Below are 21,664 nucleotides of genomic sequence, written 5' to 3'. Positions count from 1 at the left end.
AACAGTCAATCCCGGACTGGCGAGCCATACTGTGGAATTCTGTGCTGCGAGGGCTTATGCCGTTTCACCCGTAGACCGGGCGGAAGGAAGCTAACTAAAGGTTGTGCGCGCTAACTTCTCGGCGCACGGCCGCCCCGCAAAATCGCGCGCATTATAAAGATGGGGCAAAAGCTTTACCAGTCTGGAAGCGTCCAAAGTGGCACTAAGATGGGAAATTTCTACTGAAAAAACAGGGATTTGGAAAGATGTGGGCGGACGGCTGTGACTGCCGCCCCACCCTCATGGCCGGCCCAAAGAGCCGACCTGCAGACCTCAAGCTGACGCCTTAGTCTTTCTTGGGGAACAACTCGTAACGAACGCCAGCCATATCTTCCAAGCAGCGAACCACTTGACAGCTATAACCGAACTCGTTGTCGTACCAGCAGTAGAGCACTGCGTTCTTACCATCCACGATAGTCGCAGTGGAATCGAATACGCAGGCAACGCGGGAGCCAACAAAATCGCTGGATACCACTTCCGGGGAGTTGGTGAAATCGATCTGCTGACGCAGTGGCGAGTGCAGCGCCACGTCGCGCATATATTCGTTCAGCTCTTCCTTGGTGGTTTCTTTACCCAGGTTCAGGTTCAGGATCGCCATGGAAACATTGGGGGTCGGAACGCGAATTGCGTTACCGGTAAGCTTACCTTTCAGCTCGGGCAGCGCTTTGGCAACCGCCTTGGCAGCACCGGTTTCAGTCAGAACCATATTCAGCGCTGCTGCGCGACCGCGACGCTCACCTTTGTGATAGTTGTCGATCAGGTTCTGGTCATTGGTGTAGGCGTGTACAGTTTCTACGTGGCCGTGCTCAACGCCGTAACCGTCCATCATCGCCTTCAGCACAGGCACGATGGCGTTAGTGGTACAGGAAGCGGCAGACAGCACCTTATCTTCCGGCTTGATGTCGCTACTGTTGATACCGTAAACGATATTCTTGATATCGCCCTTGCCCGGTGCAGTCAGAAGCACTTTGGAGGCGCCGGGGCTCTGCAGGTGCTGGCTCAGGCCTTCTTCATCGCGCCATACACCGGTACTGTCAACGATAATCGCATCGTTGATACCGTGCTGGGTGTAATCCACTTCCTGCGGGGAGTTGGCGTAGATAATCTTGATTTCGTTACCGTTACAGATCAGGGAGTTGGTCTCCTCGTCTACACGGATAGTGCCCTGGAAGGCGCCATGTACGGAGTCGCGACGCAGCAGAGAAGCGCGCTTCACCAGATCGTTGGGGGCCTTACCCTTGCGCAGTACGATAGCGCGCAGACGCAGAACGTCACCACTGCCGGCCTTGTCGATCAGCAGGCGGGCAACCAGACGGCCGATACGGCCAAAACCGTAGATCACAACGTCTTTGGATTCGGGCAGAGGCTTGCCGGCACCCGCTGCGTCGGACAGCTCTTCACGTACAAACTCATCCACAGACAAGCCGCGATCGTCGCGCATGTACTTGTTGGTCATGGTTCCCAGGTCGATATGTACGGGACCCAGCTCCATCTTGCAGATGGCTTCCAATACAGGGAAGGTTTCAAACTCGGAGAGTTCATTTTCCTCAACCTGACGCACGAAACGGTGCGCTTTCATAATGCTCAGCACTGAGCGATTAACCAGGTTGCGGCCGTACATATAAATACCGACGTTGCTCTCACGGTTGAGCTTTCCAATCATCGGGATCATGGATTCAGCCAGTGCTTCACGCTGTTTCCAGTCCTTGAAAAAGTCCGCGGGCTTCGGTCGCTTCTGAGTCACTATCGGACACCTCTGCAATGTGTTTAATAGGCAGGAAATCACGGCCCACAAACCACTCGGGGCCGTATGGCTGCGCATTATCAGTATTCACCCGCTGCTACGCAACTGCGCAAAAAAAAACCAAAAAAATGTAGTAAAACTACCTTTTTGTTGTCACAAGCCCTCGCGATACGCAATCCCCCAAAAATTGCAGCCGTTTGAGATCGAAACCACAGGCACAGATATCATAGACTGCAGCCCGATCCGATCGCGGCTACAATAGCCGCCCCTGGCACTACAGCAAATGAAAGCGCGGATATTTAAGGAACGATGACCGATATACAGCCCCTGACTCCCCCCAAATTTCACAGCACCACCGACCGGCAATTCTGGGGACAACTTCACGGCGCAGCGGCCGCACTCGCCATTCTGAATGCTGCTCGCAACAGTCAATCCCCCACACTGCTGATCACTCGTGACAGCCTCGAGGCGCACCGCTTAGAGGTACAGCTGAAATTTTTTAACAAAGCGCGGAGAGATGCAGCCTCAGAGGGCGACTTTGAGATCTTTCATTTTCCAGACTGGGAAATTCTCCCCTACGATACCTTCTCCCCACACCAGGATATTATCTCGGACCGCCTGGCAACCCTCTACCGCCTGCCGCAAATGGGGAGCGGTATTGTCATAGTGCCCGTGAGCACCTTAATGCATCGCCTGCCGCCAAGTGATTACGTAGCCGGCAATGCGCTGATCCTCAATGAGGGGCAACAATTTGATATTGATATCCAGCGTCGCCTGTTAGAGCAGGCAGGCTATCACTGTGTAGATACCGTCTATGAACACGGTGAGTTTGCCGTGCGCGGCTCACTCATGGATATTTTCCCTATGGGCAGTCCACTGCCCTATCGCATCGATCTATTCGACGATGAAATTGAATCCCTGCGCACCTTTGACCCAGAAACCCAACGCACAGTGGATAAGGTGGAAACTATTCACCTGCTGCCCGCGAGAGAGTTCCCAATGCACAAGGCCGGTCTTTCCGGCTTTCTGCAGAACTGGCATGAACAATTCCAGGTGGACCCCAGTCTTGTGCCCATCTACCAGGATATCAGTGCAGGAATTGCCCCAGCGGGTATCGAATACTATCTGCCGCTATTTTTTGATAACAATTGCGCGAGCCTGTTCGACTACCTACCCGAGAACAGCCAAGCTTTTATCCAAGGAAATGTGCAAGCACCTGTTGATAGCTTTTGGCGCGAGGTCAGCAACCGCTATGAGAGCCGCCGCGGCGATCTGACCCGCCCAATTCTTCAACCACGCCAGATTCTGCTGGATATCGATGAATTCAATGGCGCGCTCAAATCGATGCCAAGGGCCATCTTCTCTGCAGAGACGCTGCCCGATGCCCAGGGCAATTACAACTTTGCCACCCAAGTACCTCCAACCCTACCGGTAGACGGCAAGGCCGAGCAACCAATGGCCGCCCTGGAAAGTTACCTGATGGAGTACTCCGGGCGAGTGCTCTTCTGTGCCGAAAGCGGCGGGCGCCGCGAGGCATTGCTGGAGCTTTTAAAAGGTATTCGCCTGACTCCCCCAACCTATGCCAGCTGGGAAGAATTCCTCCAAAGCAATGAATCCATCGGGATCACCGTAGCGCCCCTGGATCAGGGCCTGTTACTGACCGATCCTGCCGTCAACCTGATCGCTGAGCCGCAGTTATTTGGCGAGCGGGTGCTACAACAGCGCCGCCGCAAAAAAGCCAAAGATGATGCAGACAATGCAGTCAAAAACCTGGCCGAATTGCGTATCGGCGCCCCGGTAGTGCATATCGATCAAGGAGTGGGACGCTACCGCGGCCTGCAACACCTGGAAATCGATGGACAGCCTGCCGAGTTCTTGACTCTGGAATACGCCAATGAAGCCAAGCTCTATGTTCCCGTAGCCAGCCTGCACCTGATCAGCCGTTACTCCGGTGCCGACGAGGCCCTGGCTCCACTGCATAAAATGGGCAGCGAACAGTGGCAGAAAGCCAAGCGCAAAGCCGCCGAAAAAGTTCGTGATGCCGCTGCCGAACTCCTGGATATCTATGCGCGTCGTGAAGCCCGTGTAGGTCACGCTTTTGCCGACCCCAAGCTGGCTTATAGAGAATTTTCAGCCGGCTTCCCCTTCGAGGAAACGCCAGACCAGCAGCAGGCCATTGAAGCCGTGATTGGCGACATGCAGTCGAAAAAGCCCATGGACCGACTGGTGTGTGGCGATGTGGGCTTTGGTAAAACCGAAGTCGCTATGCGTGCGGCCTTTGTCGCCGCCCATGCCGGCAAGCAAGTGGCCATGCTGGTACCCACCACCCTATTAGCGCAACAACATTTTCAGTCTTTCCAAGATCGCTTCGCCGACTGGCCCATCAATATTGAAGTGATCTCCCGCTTCCGTTCAGGCAAAGAAGTGGACAGCGTGAAAGAGAAGATAGCCAGTGGCAAAGTGGATATCCTTGTCGGTACCCATAAGCTTCTACAGAGCGACCTGGATTTTAAGAATCTCGGACTGCTGATTATCGACGAAGAACACCGCTTTGGGGTACGCCAGAAAGAGCGCCTCAAGAGCCTGCGCGCCGAAGTGGATATCCTCAACCTAACCGCCACACCGATCCCGCGCACTTTAAATATGGCAATGGCCGGCATTCGTGATCTATCAGTCATCGCCACGCCGCCGGCGCGACGCCTCTCTGTAAAAACTTTCGTGCGCGAGCGCGACGATGCACTGGTGAAGGAGGCCATACTGCGGGAGATCCTCCGCGGCGGCCAGGTGTATTTCCTGCACAATGAAGTGAAAAGCATTGAGCGTATCGCCCGAGAATTACAGGAGCTGATTCCCGAGGCCCGCATCGGTATCGGTCACGGTCAGATGCGTGAGCGCGAACTGGAGCAGGTCATGAGTGACTTTTACCACAAGCGCTTTAACGTACTGGTGTGTACCACCATTATCGAAACCGGTATCGACGTCCCAACTGCCAACACAATACTGATCGAACGCGCAGACAAATTTGGCCTGGCCCAGCTGCACCAGCTGCGTGGTCGTGTGGGGCGATCCCACCACCAAGCCTATGCCTACTTGCTGACCCCCAACAAACGCTCAATGACTGGCGACGCGGTCAAGCGACTGGAAGCCATCAGTGAAGCCCAGGATCTTGGGGCTGGATTCACTCTAGCGACCCACGATCTGGAAATCCGTGGCGCCGGCGAGTTACTTGGTGAGGAACAGAGCGGTCAAATCCAGAGTGTCGGCTTCAACCTGTATATGGAGATGCTCGACCGCGCGGTAAAAGCCATTCGCGAGGGGCGCACTCCCAATATCGACGACCCCCTGGAGTCCCCGGCTGTAGACGTCAATCTGCGGGTACCGGCGCTGATTCCAGAGGACTACTTGCCGGATGTCCATGGCCGTCTAATGATGTACAAACGTATCGCCAACGCAGTTGATCGCCAACAACTGAAGGAGTTACAGGTGGAGATGATCGACCGCTTTGGTCTACTGCCAGAACCGGTCAAACACCTGTTCCGCACCACCGAAATAAAACTGAAGGCCGATAAAATGGGCATTCGCAAATTGGAAGCCTCCGCCGCTCGAGGCCGCATCGAGTTTGCCGAAAATACCCAAGTAGACCCCCTCACCCTGGTGAAATTGGTGCAAACACAGCCGGGACGCTACCAGCTGGCTGGCGCCAACCAGCTGAACTTCAGCCTTGATGAAGAGGGCGCCGACCGCAAGCTACAGGAAATAAGCGAAGTGCTGGAGTGCTTAGCCCAGTGATAGTATCCGGTAGCTAGTGACCTGATCGATCGACAGGGGGGCCACCCCCTGCCACAATCCCGGCCTATATAGCTGGCCGCGAAATACTCACCCTGCTCTGACGATAGACAGGACAGATGGAAGAAAGTGGTAACCCAATGACCATAAAAAAGATAGTGCACCTCTGCTCTACACTTGCCCTGGCACTCTCCGCCACGACCTCACAGGCGGCGAACTACGCCGGCAATACTTTCGAAATCGAGATGATCGTGTTCGAACGCCCCCAAGGTATGGCACAAACCAATGAAACCTGGCCTGCGGAGCCGAGCCTCACCTACCCTGCTCGCTGGGTGGACTTCGACACCCCTGCACCCCGGGAGGAAAAAGCAGAATCCCCTATCGCAACCGCATTCCCTGAATCCACAGAGCTCCCCCAAGAAGATACAGCATTGGACGAGGAGCCTGTCAGCTTTGCAGTCAGCGAGTTCGGCGATCACAATACTGACCAAGCCCCCCCCCTCCGCTTACTCCTCTCCCCCGTAGACACCAAGCTGGATACTAAGGCGGCAGCTCTAGTGAGAGGCGGGGATCGCATTTTATTCCACAAAGCTTGGCACCAAGTTTTGGAGCAAAAACATAAGTCACCAGCAATCCTGATTGATGGTGGCGAAACCTTTTCAGGACACAGCCAACTGGAAGGGTCTATTACCTTGAGCGTCTCACGCTATTTACACCTGAGTACAAACCTTTGGCTCAATGATTTCTCTGCTCCCGCATCTGTGGAGGGTATCCGCCTGCCTCATCGACCCAAGGCTGCTCCAACACCCTCCGAGGAGACAATTTCTTTCACTACCACAAATGAAGGGTTTATTGCTTCCAATCCGGATAGGCATAACTTCTCAAACGCAGCAGGAGACCGGGAGCCAATAACCCTAGATGCCCCGACTGAGCAACCGGTATATGTGATGCGGGCCGCTCATTTACAGCATGAGCGCCGTATGCGAAGCGGCCAACTGCACTATATTGACCACCCGGCTTTTGGTATTTTGATTGAAATTCGCACTGTGGCTGAAAGCAACGAAGAAGTCACAGAAGAAACCACCCCAGTTACCTTATAAACAGCCAATTAATACTCTTTTAAATACCCCCCTTCAAAGGGGGTATTCCATATACAACAGTATATATAACCAAACAAATTACACTTTCCTAAATCTATAAAAGCCGAATCGAATCCGGCATAACAGATAACACAACCAAACCAATTTGACTGCAATTTATAAAATAAAATTTTACAAAGGCAGCAACTTAACGATATCCGGCAAAAAACAAGTACAAAGACACGGAAGGCGAAGAGAAAAACTCACCCCATTATTACAACACCCTCGCTCAAGTGAAAATCACTAGAGAAGAAAAATAGCCAAATAAAATAAAAAAGCTTAATAAAGAAGCAGCAATAAAGATTTTTAAATTTATTCCGCCAGACAGAACTGAAACCCTGACTCCTAACATTAAATTGGTTTCAAGATTATTAAAGCTTCACAAATAGCCTGGAGCGCTTTCAGAAATTAAAGGCGCAGGCAATTAATACATTTCAAAATATAACGAAACTCGTGGGACTGGTCATATATGTATGCAAACCGCCATAAGACACATATTGAACCAAGCGAATGGAGAAATAGAAAAGCGAGCTGAAAAGCCCGCTTTGGAGGCGCTGGCAGAGCTAGCGGCTGGCACCGCAAACTCTACGCGACAACAGTTCTTTCAACGAGTGATCCTAAAATCACTCACAGGGAACAACATCTTCCGCCAGCAGTCCTTTGTCACCTTGTTGCATTTCGAACTCAACCGCCTGCCCCTCGTTAAGGGTTTTATAACCCTCTCCGCGAATGCTGCGATAGTGAACAAAAATATCTTCAGTTCCTTCTCCACAGGTGATGAAGCCATAACCCCGTGCGTTATTAAACCACTTCACTGTACCTGTAACGCGATCACTCATTGAGAAAACCTCATTATTGTTATTGCGCCTACCTCTATTACCTCACTGCTCAATTCGGCAAGAGGGGCAAACGCCACCCCATTGTTAACAAACTGCTCCATGCAGAATGCTATCTTGCTTCACCCTATTGAGAGTAACCCAAAGGGCGTAACCTGATTCTTAGATAAAACAGCGCCAGTGTCTAGGTTTCTATGTGAAATAAATACTACGTTTTTACCAATAGGCGTAATTAACCGTCAAAACCCCAATTAGGCGCGATATTTAAACTAAACATTTGTACCTTATCGCACTCCCAATACTCAACTGTCTAACGCGGCTTCTCGCGCTAATGAAGGAATATCGGCAATATGTACCGTCGAGGTCGGAAATGCACAAGACGCACCATGGCGCTCAATTATATTGAGTACATTCAACAAAACATCCTGTTTGATTTCATGGTATCTCACCCACTCTGTCGTTCTGGTAAAGGTGTATATAAAGAAATCAAGGGATGAGGCTGCAAAACTATTAAAATTAACAATAAGAGTTCGGTTGGCATCTATTTCCGGGTGATGCTGTAACATTTTCTTAACATCTGCCACTATCTGCGCCATTAAATGGCCATCTTCATAACGAACCCCAATAGTTTCAAAGATCCTGCGATTGAGCATTCGCGAAGGGTTCTCGACAGAAATCTGCGTGAAGACACTATTAGGCACATAAACTGGGCGCATATCAAAGGTGCGTATGCGAGTCAGGCGCCAGCCAATATCCTCTACAGTCCCCTCAATCTCCTTGTCCGGGGAGCGTATCCAATCGCCAACCGCAAAGGGGCGATCTAAGTAAATCATCAGCCCACCAAAGAAATTCGCCAGCAAATCCTTAGCGGCAAAGCCAACCGCCAAACCCCCAATGCCACCAAAGGCCAAAACGCCACTGACGCTATAGCCTAGGAACTGCATAATCACTATACCCGCAGTGATAGCGATCGAAGCCCGCACCAGCTTGCCGATGGCTCTAACCGTGGTGGCATCCATCGGCTTGCCAATATAGCGGGGATTGCAAAGGTTACGCTCCGCGCTGTGCGAGAAGCGCCAAGCGAACCAGGAGAGGACCAAAATAAGGCCTATCTCGCGGGCAGGCTCTGCCAGGGAGAAAATCTCTGCACCCGTCGCCTGACCCGCACGCTGGGCGGCCACCGTGAGCCCCAACAGCCAGATTAATACTTGTCCAGGAGGGGAGAGAGCCCCTACCAGCGCATCATCCCAGGGATTGACGGTCTTCTCAGCCCTGGCAGCCAGTTTTTGCACAAAGCGGCCGAAAACCCAGGCCGCCAGTGCGGAAGCTAATACAATAAGAAAAACAGAGATTATCCAAACCCGGTTATCACCCAACCAGGACAACAGCACACTCTCTACGGACTCCACAATTCCCCCTCCGCTTATAAAACCGGCTCCAGCCGCCCATAGGTTCTTGGAGCAAGCTGCGGAAACCGGTATTTCTCAACTACTGCATTATTGAAGCTAACCAGCTGCGAGTTCTATGCCAGCGCTCACTTTTTTCGAGTTCCGCCCAGGAGGTGATTAAGGGTCTACCCCGCATAGCTTTCAGACGCTCACTCGATTCCGCTGCGGGAATAAAGTTCTGCAGCCCAGCGAGAGACTCCAAAGCCCCTGCGCGGTTATTGCAGACTACGCCCATATCACAACCCGCTTCCAGAGCAGCGCGGATTCTCTCCCCATAACCACCGGCAGCTCCCGCCCCCTCCATGGACAGATCATCACTGAAGATAACCCCATTAAAACCCAGCCGTCCTCGCAAAATATCCTGTAGCCAGTAACGGGAGAAACCCACCGGCTGACTGTCTATATTGACGAAGCGAATGTGAGCGGGCATCACCGCATCCAGTTCATCGGCCCCTATGCAGTCAATAAAAGGCAAGGCATCGCTGGCCAGCACCTGCTCCAGGGAGCGCTCGTCTTGAGGAAGCTCCACATGGCTATCTTCAAGCACGTGCCCGTGTCCTGGAAAGTGCTTGCCGGTTGTAGCCATACCGGCCTCACGCATCCCTTGAATAAATGGCCTTGCAATAGCCGTCAGGTGATGGGGGGCGGGACAAAAACTGCGATCTCCAATAACTCGGCTGTGGCTGTCATCGGCATCCAATACAGGGGCGAAACTGAAATCCATCCCTACAGCCAATAACTCAGAGGCGAGCAACCAACCCACATCCTGCAACTGTACTGCTGAAGCCTCGGCGGACAGCTTTTGCATGGAAGGCAAACGCGTGAACCCCTCTCGAAAACGCTGTACTCGCCCACCCTCCTGATCAACAGCCAGCAGTATCTCTGGGCGCACAGATCGAATATCGGCAATCAGAGCTTGAATCTGATCGCGATCGCGATAATTGCGCGCAAAGAAAATCAAACCACCCACGAGCGGGTGGCGCAAAAGCTCACAATCCTCATCAGTGAGCTTCTGCCCTTCGATATCGATCATCACCGGTCCAAGTGATGCAGGCATATTCAGTTCCTCTAAGATTCACCAGCTGCGCAGTTTAACCGGACTCCACCTTTAGCATTGCCGAAGCGGCCGGCACAAGGCGCTCCAAAGTTTCCGGCAGGCTGCTCTGAGCACCAAAATCCTCTCTCAGGATAGCCTCTATGGCATCGTAGCTCGACAAGGTGAAAATAGTGGCCCCTAACATAAAATACAGGCGCCAGTAGAAAGTCACGGGATCAACCCCCGGTAAGGCCTCGGCCAGTAGGCCTGCGAAGCGTCGGTAACTATCACCGTAACGAGACACTATAAAGCGGCGTAAGTGCCCCTGAAACTGCGTATAAGCTAGTCCCAGCAGGCGCATAAAGCGCTGAGCATCCAGCCCAAGTTGGCTCAGACTGCCCAACCCAACTCGGTATAGGCTCTCCAACAACCCTTCAACCTTAAGTGGCTGGCCAGAAGCTATGCGTCGATCCAACTCTGCTTCCAGGGCATCGGTAAATGGTGTTAGGAAACGCTCAAAAACCGCCTGGATCAACTCTTTCTTAGAACCAAAGTGGTAGTTGACGGCTGCCAGATTGACTCCGGCAGTACTCGTAATAGTCCTAAGGGATGTCTCAGTAAAGCCGCGCTCGGCAAAGAGCGCTTCGGCAGCATCCAAGATGCGGTTAACGGTATCCATCTGACTCATAGATATCAAACCACCATTTAAAACAGCTGTTTAATTTCGGCCAGAGTAGCACACTCCCCAGCTCGCTGGCGGCTTATTACACATACAGAAAGAACGGTTGTAGGGGGAAGTCCGACCTGGCGAATCCCCATAGGCGAAATTGGTTTGGTAAGTTGGCAGGATAAGATGTAATTACCGAAGCGACTGACCACTACCTCTTCCCATAGGCCTTAGTGCATTCCACTGCGCGGGAAGAAAGATAGAGGCGCTAACTACTATTTAGGGACGAGGCACAGCTGTAGGCTCTGTATTTGGCCTCTACCTCCTGTATTCCTGTTTTTCCTGCCTCCCCTACTCCTCGCCCTATCCGATTGTTAATTAATAAAGAAAGTAACCTAGACATCTCGAAAACTATTTAATCCCTGGCTCGCATATATTTCATAATTAAATCTGCAGCCTCTTCCACTGCATCCACCACATGAAACAGATCTAGATCAGCAGAGTCGATACAATTTCGTTCCAATACCGTATCTACCAGCCAATCGTACAGCCCTCCCCAATAACGCTTGCCCACCAAAACGATTGGGAATCGCCGTACTTTTTGGGTTTGTACTAATGTCAGCGCCTCAAATAATTCGTCCAGCGTGCCGTAGCCCCCGGGTAAACCCACAAAACCCACGGCATGCTTCACAAACATAAATTTACGCACAAAGAAATAGCGAAAATTCAAGCTGATATCTTGGTAAGGATTGGCTGCCTGCTCAAAAGGCAGCTCGATATTTAATCCGATTGAAGTACCAGGCTGCTCAAAAGCCCCACGATTACACGCTTCCATCAGACCCGGCCCGCCACCGGTCATCACAGGTATCCCCTCTGCTGCTAAAAGCTCCCCAAGCTTCACCCCTTGCTGATATTCCTGGCTATCTTCAGTGAAACGCGCACCGCCAAAAACTGTTACCGCCCCGTTAAGCGCAACCAAACGCTCAATTCCATCAACCAACTCAGATTGAATGCGCAGAACTCTCCAGGCTTCAGCCATTTTCGCATCAAGCATTATTGTTCTCCCTTGCTGTCAGTTCTTTCAACTATTCTTTTCATTCCCTGTTTTCTTAAACAATGTAGCAGCTGGACTGCAGGCAGGTGCTCAGTTTGCGAGATCCTTAAATCTGTATATAATCCCAGCAACTGTATAAAAATACAGAAACGCTAGGTAAATCTATGACCAATCTCACCGCACGCCAGACTCAAGTATTAGAGCTGATAAAAGCCTACCTGGACGACACAGGTTACCCTCCCACCCGCGCAGAAATCGCCCAAGAGCTGGGTTTTCGCTCGCCCAACGCTGCAGAGGAACACCTCAAAGCACTGGCACGGAAAGGAGCCATTGAGATGGTTGCCGGTGCCTCCCGAGGTATTCGAATTCCCGACCACCAATCGGGACTTCCCATCGTGGGGCGTGTCGCCGCAGGCAATCCTATTCTGGCAGCCGAGCATATTGAGGATTATTGCGACCTGCCCGCCAGTTTCTTCCACCCACCGGCAGATTATTTATTGCGGGTACACGGCATGAGTATGCGAAATGCCGGTATTCTCGATGGGGACCTTCTGGCAGTGCAGAAGACCGAACAAATCAGAAACGGGCAGATTGTAGTTGCGCGGATTGATGATGAAGTAACCGTAAAGCGCTTCCGCCGTAAAGGTAATCAGGCAACAGTACAACTCCTGCCTGAAAACGAAGACTTTGATACCATCCAAGTAGATATGCGGGATAAGAACTTTGTGATTGAAGGATTAGCGGTGGGCGTTATTCGCCAAACTCCGTGAGACTAAAAGATTTACCGCCAATCAAATACAATAACAGCGGCTTCTAGCCGCTGTTGTTTCACTTAATTTTTCGCCTTTACCATAGATTAGTGAATCGTATGGTTAACCGGCATCGACTCTTCCTCTTCAAAGTAACCTGGCTCCAGGTCATCGAGATTTTGCACGGCTTCTATACCCGCCTCTAACATGGCCCGGGCTACTGCTACCTTGTGCTTTCGCAAAAATTGGAGACTCTCGGCTGAGAAACGAATACTCACCAGAGGGTCCTCCTCATGGCCGGCACGGCGCAGAGCCACATCGCCATTGGCCAACTCGATAATCTCAAAAGTTTCGGAGGACATTTGCTTTCCCTTCACTGCACATCAGTTTGCGCCCAGTGTACCACAGGCAATTTAGAAGTTTCAGTGGGCGCAAAAAGATGAATAGAAAGGAAGCGGAGCCCTCTTAGCACTCCTCGAGATTGGCACGCTGTCTAAGTATCAGCTCACTGAGAGCTTTGTGCCATTTAAGCAGCACTTCGAAAGAAAGCTCAATTGGTACTGGTCCGGCGATATTGTGGGTCGGAATAAGGTTGCCAGCTTGCCCCTTTTCCTCCGCTAATGTAGGCAGCCTTAAGAGCAGGTTCCACGCGCGTAATAATTCGCTAAGCCAACTCCCTGGCTCTGAGAGCAATGACTGCAGTTCACTTACTTCAAGGCTCGCTCTCCCCTGGCTGTGCAGGCTATCTAAAATAACCTGTACAGACTCCGGCTCAAAACCCAATTGCAGCTGGTGTGACAGTTCAGCCAGGAAAGCCTGATAGGCTTTCCATAGCTGCAACAAAGCACCTTCTTCCAGGGCCATTCGCCGAATAGTAGAGTCATAACTACTTGTGGCCAGCAGCTGGCTCTTACGCAATGCCGAAGTGACTAGGCCGGTATAGGGGTTACTCATTTACTTTTTTGCCGCCGCTTTCTTAGCTGCCGGCTTTTTCTTGGCCGCCGCTTCGACTTTCCAGGAGCCATCCCGGTAAAAAGCCTTCCAACCCGTGGCCTTTCCATCCTCCTCGGACTGAACATACTGCTCTTGGGTCTTACGGCTGAAGCGAACTACGGTATCGCGCCCCTGATCATCCTGTGAGGGAGCCGAGAACAAGAAACTGTACTTAGGGTCAATCTCACTTTGGTGAGGCAGTAGCTCTTTTATCAGCGGGGCACGGGTCTCACGGTTTTTCGGAAACTGGCTGGCAGCCAGGAATAATCCGGAGGCACCATCGCGGAGAATGTAATGATCCTCAACCTTCAGGCAAGCCAACTCCGGCATAGGAACCGGATCCATTTTGGGTGGCGCCGGCTGGCCATTTTTCAACAGCTTGCGGGTATTCTTACAGGCTTCGTTAGTACAGCCGAAGTATTTACCAAAACGACCTGACTTCAGCTGCATGTCGCTACCGCACTTATCACACTCAATAATCGGACCGTCGTAGCCCTTAATTTTGAACGTGCCCTGCTCTACCTCGTAACCATTACAGTCTGGGTTATTACCGCAGATATGTAGCTTTCTCTGCTCATCAAGCAGATAACTATCCATCGCCGTGCCGCACTTGGGACAGCGGCGCTTCTCCCGCAGCTGGCGGGTTTCGGCATCTTCGTCCTTATCCGCGTCCACGGCCTCATCGCCTGAGACCAGATTCATCGTGTTGGTGCAGCGCTCCTTAGGAGGAAGCGCGTAACCGGAGCAGCCAAGGAATACACCGGTAGAGCCTGTGCGGATCTGCATATGGCGACCACACTTACTGCACTCGATATCGGTATCTGTCGGCGTGTTGCGCCGCATACCCGCATCGCTGGACTGAGCTTTTTCCAGCCGCGAGGAGAAGTCTTGATAAAACTCGTCGAGTAACTGCTTCCAACCTTTATCGCCATCGGCAACCGCATCCAGAGACTCCTCCAGGCTTGCGGTAAAACCGTAGTCCATCAGATTTTTAAAACTTTCGCTGAGGCGGTCGGTGACAATATCACCCATTTTTTCCGCGTAGAAACGGCGGTTCTCAAGCCGCACATAGCCCCGATCCTGAATTGTGGAAATAATAGAGGCATAAGTTGAGGGCCGGCCAATACCACGCTTTTCCAGCTCTTTCACCAGAGCGGCTTCGCTAAAACGAGCCGGAGGCTTGGTGAAATGTTGTTTCGGGTCCAGCTGCTGCAGAGACAGCTTATCGCCAACCTGAACATCAGGCAGCAGCAGATCTTCATCTTTCTTGCCCGCAGGAGGGGCAACTTTGAGAAAGCCATCAAAACGAATCACTCGGCCGCGAGCACGCAACTCAAAGTCACCGGCACTCACCACAATTGAGGTGGAAGTGTATTTTGCCGGGGTCATCTGACAGGCGACGAACTGCTGCCAAATCAGATTGTAGAGCCGCTCCGCATCCCGCTCTGCACCTGAGAGCATATTCGGGGCAACACGCACATCGGAGGGACGAATTGCCTCGTGAGCTTCTTGCGCTCCCTCCTTGCTGCTATAACTAACGGGCTTTTCTGGCAGATACTTATCGCCAAAATTCTCACCGATATACTGCCGGGCCGACTCAACCGCCTCTTTACTTAGGTTGGTCGAATCGGTACGCATGTATGTAATATGACCAGCTTCGTAAAGACGCTGTGCAAGGGTCATGGTTTTCTTGACACTGAAACCGAGACGATTACTAGCCGCCTGCTGCAGTGTCGAAGTAATAAAGGGAGCACTAGGCTTGGAACTGGTAGGCTTATCGTCACGACCGCTAACAACAAACTCACTACCCTGAAGCAATTTCACCGCGCTATTCGCATCGGCTTCATTGGTGGGGCGGAAAGTTTCACCAGCTTGTTTTTTAACCTCTAGCCGCAGCTTGTTCGCTTTGCTGGTAGCGGTATCAGCGAAAAGCGTCCAGTACTCCTCAGGAATGAAAGCGCGGATCTCACGTTCGCGCTCTACCACGAGACGAACTGCCACTGACTGCACCCGGCCAGCAGAGAGTCCTCGGGCAACTTTCTCCCACAATAGTGGGGAGACCATATAGCCAACAATGCGATCGAGGAATCGGCGAGCCTGCTGGGCATGAACCCGATTGATATTCAGGCGGCCGGGATCTTTGAACGCCTCCTGGATCGCGGACTTAGTGATTTCATTAAAAACCACTCGGCGATAGCGTTCGTCATTACCGCCAATTGCTTCCCGCAAGTGCCAGGCGATCGCCTCTCCCTCGCGGTCCAAATCCGTTGCCAGATAAATGTGATCGGCATTCTCAGCCAGCTTTTGCAATTCGCTGACTACTTTTTCCTTGCCTGGCAAAATTTCGTAGTGAGCCTGCCAGCTATTATCCGGGTCGATCCCCATGCGCTTGATCAGCTGCGCACGATTTTTCTTGCGCTTGTAAGCTTCTTTCGCCTCAGGAGAAAGCTTACGAGTCTCTGCCGCACGCCTTGCCCGTTCTTTTGCGTCAACGGGCTGTTTGTTGCCACCACCGGTTGGCAAATCGCGAATATGACCGACGCTGGACTTAACAACAAAGTCCTTGCCGAGATATTTATTGATGGTTTTCGCTTTGGCCGGTGATTCGACGATGACCAGTGATTTACCCATAAGCCTTTGATTTCAAATGAAAAATTTACTGCTATCCGAAGCATTTCAGGCCCATCAATCGGGCCTGCGCTGCGCGAATATATAAGCCTCAGTCAAGGCGCGGTCAAGCAAAGCTGACAACTTTTAGTGCTTATTCGCCAAATTTCACCCCCAGAAAAGGGTAAAATTGTGACAATTTTCCCTATTTGAGCAGCCCGCTAAAATGCCTGTCGCCCTAGTCTTCTGGGAGCTTAATGGGACTGATCTTGCGTACAGATTCTTCTATAAGAGGGGTGTACTCCGCCAAACTCTCAGACAGCTGCGAAAAAGCTTTGACCCCACCGTTTTCCTGCCATTGCACGCCCAATCCGACATCGGTTGCGATAATCGCATAGCAATCCGCCGGCAAGCTATCCAGCAACTGGTGCAATTGCTGCCATGCTGCCTGGGGGGCTCTCACACTGTTGCCCCAGTCCCAACTACCGGCAAAATTCATTTCGTGCGTAATCCGCTGGCGCTGTAGCTTCCAACCAATCTGTAGACGCTTTCTATCCTTCCACCGATAGTAATAAACCGCTGCGGTCCCCTCCCCCAAAGCTTCAGGTAAGGCTTGAATTTGCACGGTAATACCTGCCCTGGCGGCACGGCCACGCAAATCAGCCAGACGGCTGTCGCGCTGATTGGGCTTCAGCCACATCACTGGCCCCAGCACCAGGGCAATAGCAAAGCCAATTATGATTACCGGTAGCCATTCGGACATAAAAGTTCCTTATGATGGTTTTAAAAACGGCCTATTCTGCGGCGCCATATATGATCCATGTCAAACAGTTTTTTTTGCGATAGACTGAAAATAGCTGTCGTATGAGGCCCCACTGGGCAAATAGAAAAGACAGGAGCTAATGGAAAATGGCGAAATATGAACGAATATTGGTGGGCCTGGACCTCTCGGAAGAATCCTCACAAGTGCTGGAAAAAGCGGCCTCCCTCGCTGAAGCTTTCAATGCCGAAATCAGCTTGATGCATGCCATTGAGCCGCTGACATTTGCCTACGGTGGGGATATCCCCATGGATTTATCGGAGGTACAGGATCAGCTACAGAGACAGGCCAAGGAACAGCTCCACAAAGCCGCTCTACCGCTGAATATCCCCGCTGAACGACAGCATGTAATTTTGGGCCAACCATCCACCGAGATACATCGCCTAGCCAAAGATTTAGAGGTCGATCTTATTGTTATCGGTAGCCATGGACGCCATGGCCTGGCTCTTCTGCTGGGCTCAACCTCTAACGGGGTTCTTCACGGCGCCAAGTGCGATGTTTTAGCTGTCAGGGTATATGTGGACGAAGAATAAGCCCCCTCTTTCGGCGAGAGAAGTGGTGCCATGCACCCCTTCTCTCCAATACTCAAACCTTACTCTTCGCCCCCCTCCAACTCCGACCATCGATCAAAAGCGGTCTCTAATTGAGTTTGCTTCTCCGCCAGTAAATTGAGCCGGTTTTGCACCTGGGCTTGCTCCTGTTGATAAAAAGTAGGGTCTGCTACCTCAGCCTCTATAGCGCCAATTTCAACTTCAAGCTGTTCGATCAAGGCTGGTAAGCCATCCAGTTCACGTTGCAGCTTATAGCTGAGCTTCTTTTTCTTAACCTGAGGCTTGTCCGCTTCGACCGGCTTTGCTTTCACCTTGCCTTCGGGGACTTTTTCCTCTTTTGACTCCTGTTCAAAGCTACCTCCCTGGCGAATGAAGTCCGCATAACCACCCACATACTCTCGGATACGACCATCTCCCTCGAAGGCCAGACAGGAATCCACAACATTATCGAGAAATGCACGGTCGTGACTGACTAATAACACTGTGCCTGTGAATTCCAGAAGTAACTTTTCAAGCAGCTCCAGGGTTTCTACATCCAAGTCATTTGTCGGCTCATCGAGCACCAGAATATTGGCTGGCTGACTGAATAATTTCGCCAGAAGAGCCCTATTGCGCTCACCACCACTCAACGCACCTACCTTGGTCCGCGCTTTCAAACCGCTAAAGAGGAAATCGGATAAATAGGACATGATATGGCGGCTTTTACCGCCAATGGTGACAGAGTCGCGCCCTCCACCAACATTATCCAACACGGTAAGTTCTGGATTTAATTGGTCCCTGCGCTGGTCAAAATAGGCTACCTGCTGCTTTGTACCCAAACGCACCTGACCGGACTGAGGCTGAAGGTCCCCGAGCAACACTCGAATTAAGGTGCTTTTACCAACCCCATTAGGACCAATCAATCCCACCTTATCACCGCGCATTAAGGTAAATGAAAGGTCGCGAATCAGGGGGGACTCATTGGGGTAGGCAAAGGTAACGTTGCTAAGCTCAGCCACCAGTTTACCGGATATTTCTCCACTATCGAGAGACATCCTTGCAATGCCCTGTTGAGTTCGACGCGCCTCTCTCTGGCGCCTTAGTCCCTGCAAGGCCCGCACCCGCCCTTCATTACGGGTGCGTCGCGCCTTGATACCCTGGCGAATCCAGGCTTCCTCCTGGGCTAGCTTTTTGTCGAATAGCGCTTCGTTCCTGGCCTCTTCTTCTAAAAGTTTCTCTTTTTCTTCCTGGTAACGCCCAAACTTACAACGAAAAACTCGTAGGTATCCACGATCCAAATCCCAGACTGTACTGGCCAGCCGCTGCGCCAAAGCACGATCGTGGCTGACGAACAATAACGCGCCTCTAAAAGTATCGAGGAACCCTTCCAACCACTCCACAGCGGCAATATCCAAATGGTTGGTGGGCTCATCGAGAATGAGCAAATCGGGCTCTGTAACCAGTGCGCGCGCGAGAGCTGCACGGCGCTGCCAACCTCCAGAGAGATCAGCCACGGATTCATCGGGACTCAAGCCGAGGCGGTCGAGCACACTATCGACTCTAGGCAGGAGATCCCAGCCGTGCTCCGCTTCAATTTTGGCCTGTAGCTCGGCCGATGGGTCCTCCCGATAACCAGCCAATACCCCCCCTATAGGGCCCAGACCCTCGGCAACATATCGGTAGACAGAGTCGAGACAGCCTGCGGGCAACTCCTGCTCAAGGGTTGCCATAACCATCCCACTCGCGCGCACAATCTCCCCAGCATCTGGGTCCACCTGCCCCGCAATTAAACGCAACAGGCTGGACTTACCCTCTCCATTGCGGCCAACAAGGCAAATACGATCGCCCCGCTCAATTTTTGCACTGACGTTTTCAGCAAGCACCTGGGTCCCGTAACGCAGACTGACCCCATCCAATAGAAGCAACATAATTAGGCACTACAATTAACAGACCCGGTTAACATTCTCGCTAGTTAGTTGAATGAAACGAAAATTGATACTTCGGGTCCTGTGAAAAATTCGCTATTTTACGCTTTTTTGCCAAGCCGTCTCATAAACTTGCGCGACCAGACTCAACTTTGGGGTTACTGTCATGTCAGTTAGCACAAGTCGACTCTTCCAGTTTATTGCCCCTTTAATGGTCTGGATCTGCCTCAGCGCCCAGGCAGAGTCACAAGCATCATCGAAGGAGTTGTCTCAGCAAGACAAGCCAGCCACAGGTATATCCAACCAGCGCCAGCTATTACAACAAGCCAGGATAGCGATCAAATACGGCAATAAAAAACAGTTAAAGCAATTGAAAGCCAAGTTGGCGAATTACCCTCTAGTGCCCTATCTCGACTACTGGGCGATCGGAAGAAAATTACACCAATTGCCCCTAAAAGATATTGATCGCTTTCTCGCTGAGAATCAGGGAACAGCGGTGGGTGACTGGATGCGTATTAGGTTACTTAGAGAGCTGGGGCAACAGAGACAATTTCAGACCTACCTAAAATACTTTCAACCTGAGAAACACAAGCGCGCGGCACTGCGTTGCTATTATGCCGACGCATTGTTTCGCCATGGCAACAAAGACAATGCCGATCAAGTAACCACCGAGCTCTGGCTGGTTGGGCACTCACAAGTAGAGGAGTGTGACCCTGTTTTTGCCCGTTGGAAGCGCAATGGTGGCCTAACCCAGGAAAAGATTTGGTCCCGCCATTTACTCACCCTAGAAGAGGATAACCTAGAACTCGCTTCCTATATCGCCAGGAAAATGGACAAACCCTTCCAACAGAGAGCAGCCCTGCTAAGGGAGGTGCACAAATCACCCAAGCTTCTTCTCAATTACCCCCGCTTCTTACAGTCACCAGAGCATCATAGGGAAATTATTCTGCATGGATTGCATCGATTAGCTAGGGAAGATGCAGCCGTCGCTGAACAGGCATGGCAGCGCTATAGTGCCAGCCTCCTGTTTAACGATAAGGAGCAAGCCAATATGCTCCGCCATCTGGCTCGACAATTTGCGCGTCAAGACGATACCCAGGGACTGCTACAACTGACCAAGAATCACACAATGGATGATGGATATTCCATTGAATGGCTGGCGCGGCAATCCCTGCGAGAGCTCGACTGGGAGCAGGTTGCCTTTTGGATTGATCGCCTGCCACTCGATCGGCAACAGCGCGATCGCTGGCTCTACTGGAAAGCCCGCTCACTGGAAGAACTTTATGGTAAAGCGCAGTCTGGAGCAGCCTCCCTGCTCTATCGAAAAGCTGCACGGGAACGCAGTTACTACGGCTTCCTTGCTGCCGATACCCTCGGACAAAATTACAGCTTTGTAGATCGTCCCGCGCCAATCACGCCAATTCAAGTGCAGCAGATGGCCCAGCACACCGGCTTACAAAGGGCACGTGAATTGCAGGCTATTGGTGAACTATTCCATGCTCGGCGTGAGTGGAGCTACGCTACTCGGGAAATGGATCACGAGGAGCTATTAGCCGCGGGCAAAGTGGCAAGCGCATGGGGTTGGTATCACAAATCCATTCAATCTGTTCTTGCGGCAGACTACCTGGATGATCTGGAACTCCGCTTCCCCCTGGCCTTTGCCGATATTGTAGAAAGTGTAAGTGAGCAGGTTGGACGGCAGAGCACGCCTCTAGAGCCCTATATGATTTATGCAGTTGCCCGCCAGGAAAGCCACTTCAGCCACGACGCCAAATCACGGTCTGGCGCATTGGGCCTAATGCAATTGCTACCCTCTACCGCACGCGCAACGGCAAAGCGCGCCGGTGTACGCTATCGACGCAGCTGGGATCTACTAAGCCCCAAAACTAATATTGCCCTTGGCAGCTTTTACCTGAGCACCCTGTTAAATCGATTCGATAACAATCGCTTCCTCGCCGCTGCCGCTTACAACGCGGGGCCAACGCGGGTTGCCAAGTGGTTAAAGGAGACTCGTCAGCGTCTGCCACACGATGTCTGGATCGAGACGATTCCCTATAGTGAAACAAGGAATTATGTACAGAATGTACTCGCTTATACGGTAATTTATGCCTATCGAAGCGGCACCAAGCTACAACTTCTCAAGGCGCATGAGGCAGGGAATAAACTTTAAGGTGTCTCAGAATAACCTTACAAACCTCTGCCCTAACTTTGATACCGTTTGATAGGAATAGAGCCCCCCTTGGGAACCCGAGTCATTGGGGCTTAAGGTGGGAGTTATCTCCCAATAAATG

General features: G+C 51.8%; 16 protein-coding genes. 5 read left to right on the top strand and 11 right to left on the bottom strand.

Annotated elements, in window-relative coordinates:
- Window positions 1-325: 325 nt before the first annotated feature.
- Window positions 326-1,786 carry a glyceraldehyde-3-phosphate dehydrogenase gene (locus ACJJIO_RS18620; protein ID WP_444885908.1) on the bottom strand — a complete coding sequence of 487 codons (1,461 nt, stop codon included), beginning with the start codon at window positions 1,784-1,786 and terminating at the stop codon, window positions 326-328.
- Window positions 1,787-2,092: 306 nt separating this feature from the next.
- Between ACJJIO_RS18620 and mfd the strand changes: the two genes are divergently transcribed.
- On the top strand, window positions 2,093-5,572 hold the full coding sequence (gene mfd, locus ACJJIO_RS18615) for a transcription-repair coupling factor (protein ID WP_444909412.1): 3,480 nt from the start codon (window positions 2,093-2,095) through the stop codon (window positions 5,570-5,572).
- A 137-nt stretch (window positions 5,573-5,709) separates the two neighbouring features.
- Window positions 5,710-6,669: a CsiV family protein gene (locus ACJJIO_RS18610; RefSeq protein ID WP_444909411.1), complete on the top strand. Its 960-nt coding sequence runs from the start codon at window positions 5,710-5,712 to the stop codon at window positions 6,667-6,669.
- Window positions 6,670-7,331: 662 nt separating this feature from the next.
- On the opposite strand, the gene ACJJIO_RS18605 is transcribed toward ACJJIO_RS18610, so the two are convergent.
- From ACJJIO_RS18605 to ACJJIO_RS18585, 5 genes are all read right to left on the bottom strand, one after another.
- A complete protein-coding gene (locus ACJJIO_RS18605; protein ID WP_020413094.1) occupies window positions 7,332-7,547 on the bottom strand; it encodes a cold-shock protein in 216 nt (71 codons plus the stop codon).
- Between the two features lie 299 nt (window positions 7,548-7,846).
- Window positions 7,847-8,953 carry a mechanosensitive ion channel family protein gene (locus ACJJIO_RS18600; RefSeq protein WP_444909410.1) on the bottom strand — a complete coding sequence of 369 codons (1,107 nt, stop codon included), beginning with the start codon at window positions 8,951-8,953 and terminating at the stop codon, window positions 7,847-7,849.
- A 79-nt stretch (window positions 8,954-9,032) separates the two neighbouring features.
- Complete coding sequence (gene nagZ / locus ACJJIO_RS18595; RefSeq protein WP_444909409.1) at window positions 9,033-10,049, bottom strand: beta-N-acetylhexosaminidase; 1,017 nt, start codon at window positions 10,047-10,049, stop codon at window positions 9,033-9,035.
- A 34-nt stretch (window positions 10,050-10,083) separates the two neighbouring features.
- Window positions 10,084-10,716, bottom strand: coding sequence for a TetR/AcrR family transcriptional regulator (locus tag ACJJIO_RS18590; protein WP_444884603.1), 633 nt, complete (start codon window positions 10,714-10,716; stop codon window positions 10,084-10,086).
- A gap of 394 nt (window positions 10,717-11,110) precedes the next feature.
- The gene (locus tag ACJJIO_RS18585) at window positions 11,111-11,749 is read right to left on the bottom strand and encodes an LOG family protein (RefSeq protein ID WP_252081961.1); all 639 of its coding nucleotides are present in this window, start codon (window positions 11,747-11,749) and stop codon (window positions 11,111-11,113) included.
- Window positions 11,750-11,913: 164 nt separating this feature from the next.
- Here ACJJIO_RS18585 and lexA point away from each other — a divergent pair, with 164 nt between their 5' ends.
- On the top strand, window positions 11,914-12,519 hold the full coding sequence (gene lexA / locus ACJJIO_RS18580; protein WP_252081962.1) for a transcriptional repressor LexA: 606 nt from the start codon (window positions 11,914-11,916) through the stop codon (window positions 12,517-12,519).
- Between the two features lie 86 nt (window positions 12,520-12,605).
- Here the strand turns inward: lexA and ACJJIO_RS18575 are convergent, their stop codons facing one another.
- The 4 genes from ACJJIO_RS18575 to ACJJIO_RS18560 all read right to left on the bottom strand — a co-directional run bounded on the left by ACJJIO_RS18575 (window position 12,606) and on the right by ACJJIO_RS18560 (window position 16,861).
- The gene (locus ACJJIO_RS18575) at window positions 12,606-12,860 is read right to left on the bottom strand and encodes a hypothetical protein (protein WP_152453256.1); all 255 of its coding nucleotides are present in this window, start codon (window positions 12,858-12,860) and stop codon (window positions 12,606-12,608) included.
- A 103-nt stretch (window positions 12,861-12,963) separates the two neighbouring features.
- On the bottom strand, window positions 12,964-13,452 hold the full coding sequence (locus ACJJIO_RS18570) for a DUF6586 family protein (RefSeq protein ID WP_444909408.1): 489 nt from the start codon (window positions 13,450-13,452) through the stop codon (window positions 12,964-12,966).
- Window positions 13,453-16,122, bottom strand: a complete 2,670-nt coding sequence (topA, locus tag ACJJIO_RS18565; protein ID WP_444884601.1) for a type I DNA topoisomerase — start codon at window positions 16,120-16,122, stop codon at window positions 13,453-13,455.
- A 214-nt stretch (window positions 16,123-16,336) separates the two neighbouring features.
- Complete coding sequence (locus ACJJIO_RS18560; protein WP_444909407.1) at window positions 16,337-16,861, bottom strand: hypothetical protein; 525 nt, start codon at window positions 16,859-16,861, stop codon at window positions 16,337-16,339.
- Window positions 16,862-17,007: 146 nt separating this feature from the next.
- Between ACJJIO_RS18560 and ACJJIO_RS18555 the strand changes: the two genes are divergently transcribed.
- Window positions 17,008-17,451 (top strand): universal stress protein, encoded by a 444-nt coding sequence (locus ACJJIO_RS18555; protein ID WP_252081967.1) that lies wholly within the window; start codon window positions 17,008-17,010, stop codon window positions 17,449-17,451.
- Between the two features lie 59 nt (window positions 17,452-17,510).
- Here ACJJIO_RS18555 and ACJJIO_RS18550 read toward each other — a convergent pair whose 3' ends face one another.
- Complete coding sequence (locus ACJJIO_RS18550; protein ID WP_444909406.1) at window positions 17,511-19,376, bottom strand: ATP-binding cassette domain-containing protein; 1,866 nt, start codon at window positions 19,374-19,376, stop codon at window positions 17,511-17,513.
- Between the two features lie 163 nt (window positions 19,377-19,539).
- Here ACJJIO_RS18550 and ACJJIO_RS18545 point away from each other — a divergent pair, with 163 nt between their 5' ends.
- Window positions 19,540-21,543: a transglycosylase SLT domain-containing protein gene (locus tag ACJJIO_RS18545; RefSeq protein WP_444909405.1), complete on the top strand. Its 2,004-nt coding sequence runs from the start codon at window positions 19,540-19,542 to the stop codon at window positions 21,541-21,543.
- Window positions 21,544-21,664: the final 121 nt, after the last annotated feature.

The sequence above is a fragment of the Microbulbifer mixtoriginis (SeqCode) genome, assembly GCF_052467235.1.
The sequence above is the reverse complement of the archived record's forward strand: the minus strand, read 5'-3'. Positions and strand labels throughout refer to the sequence as shown.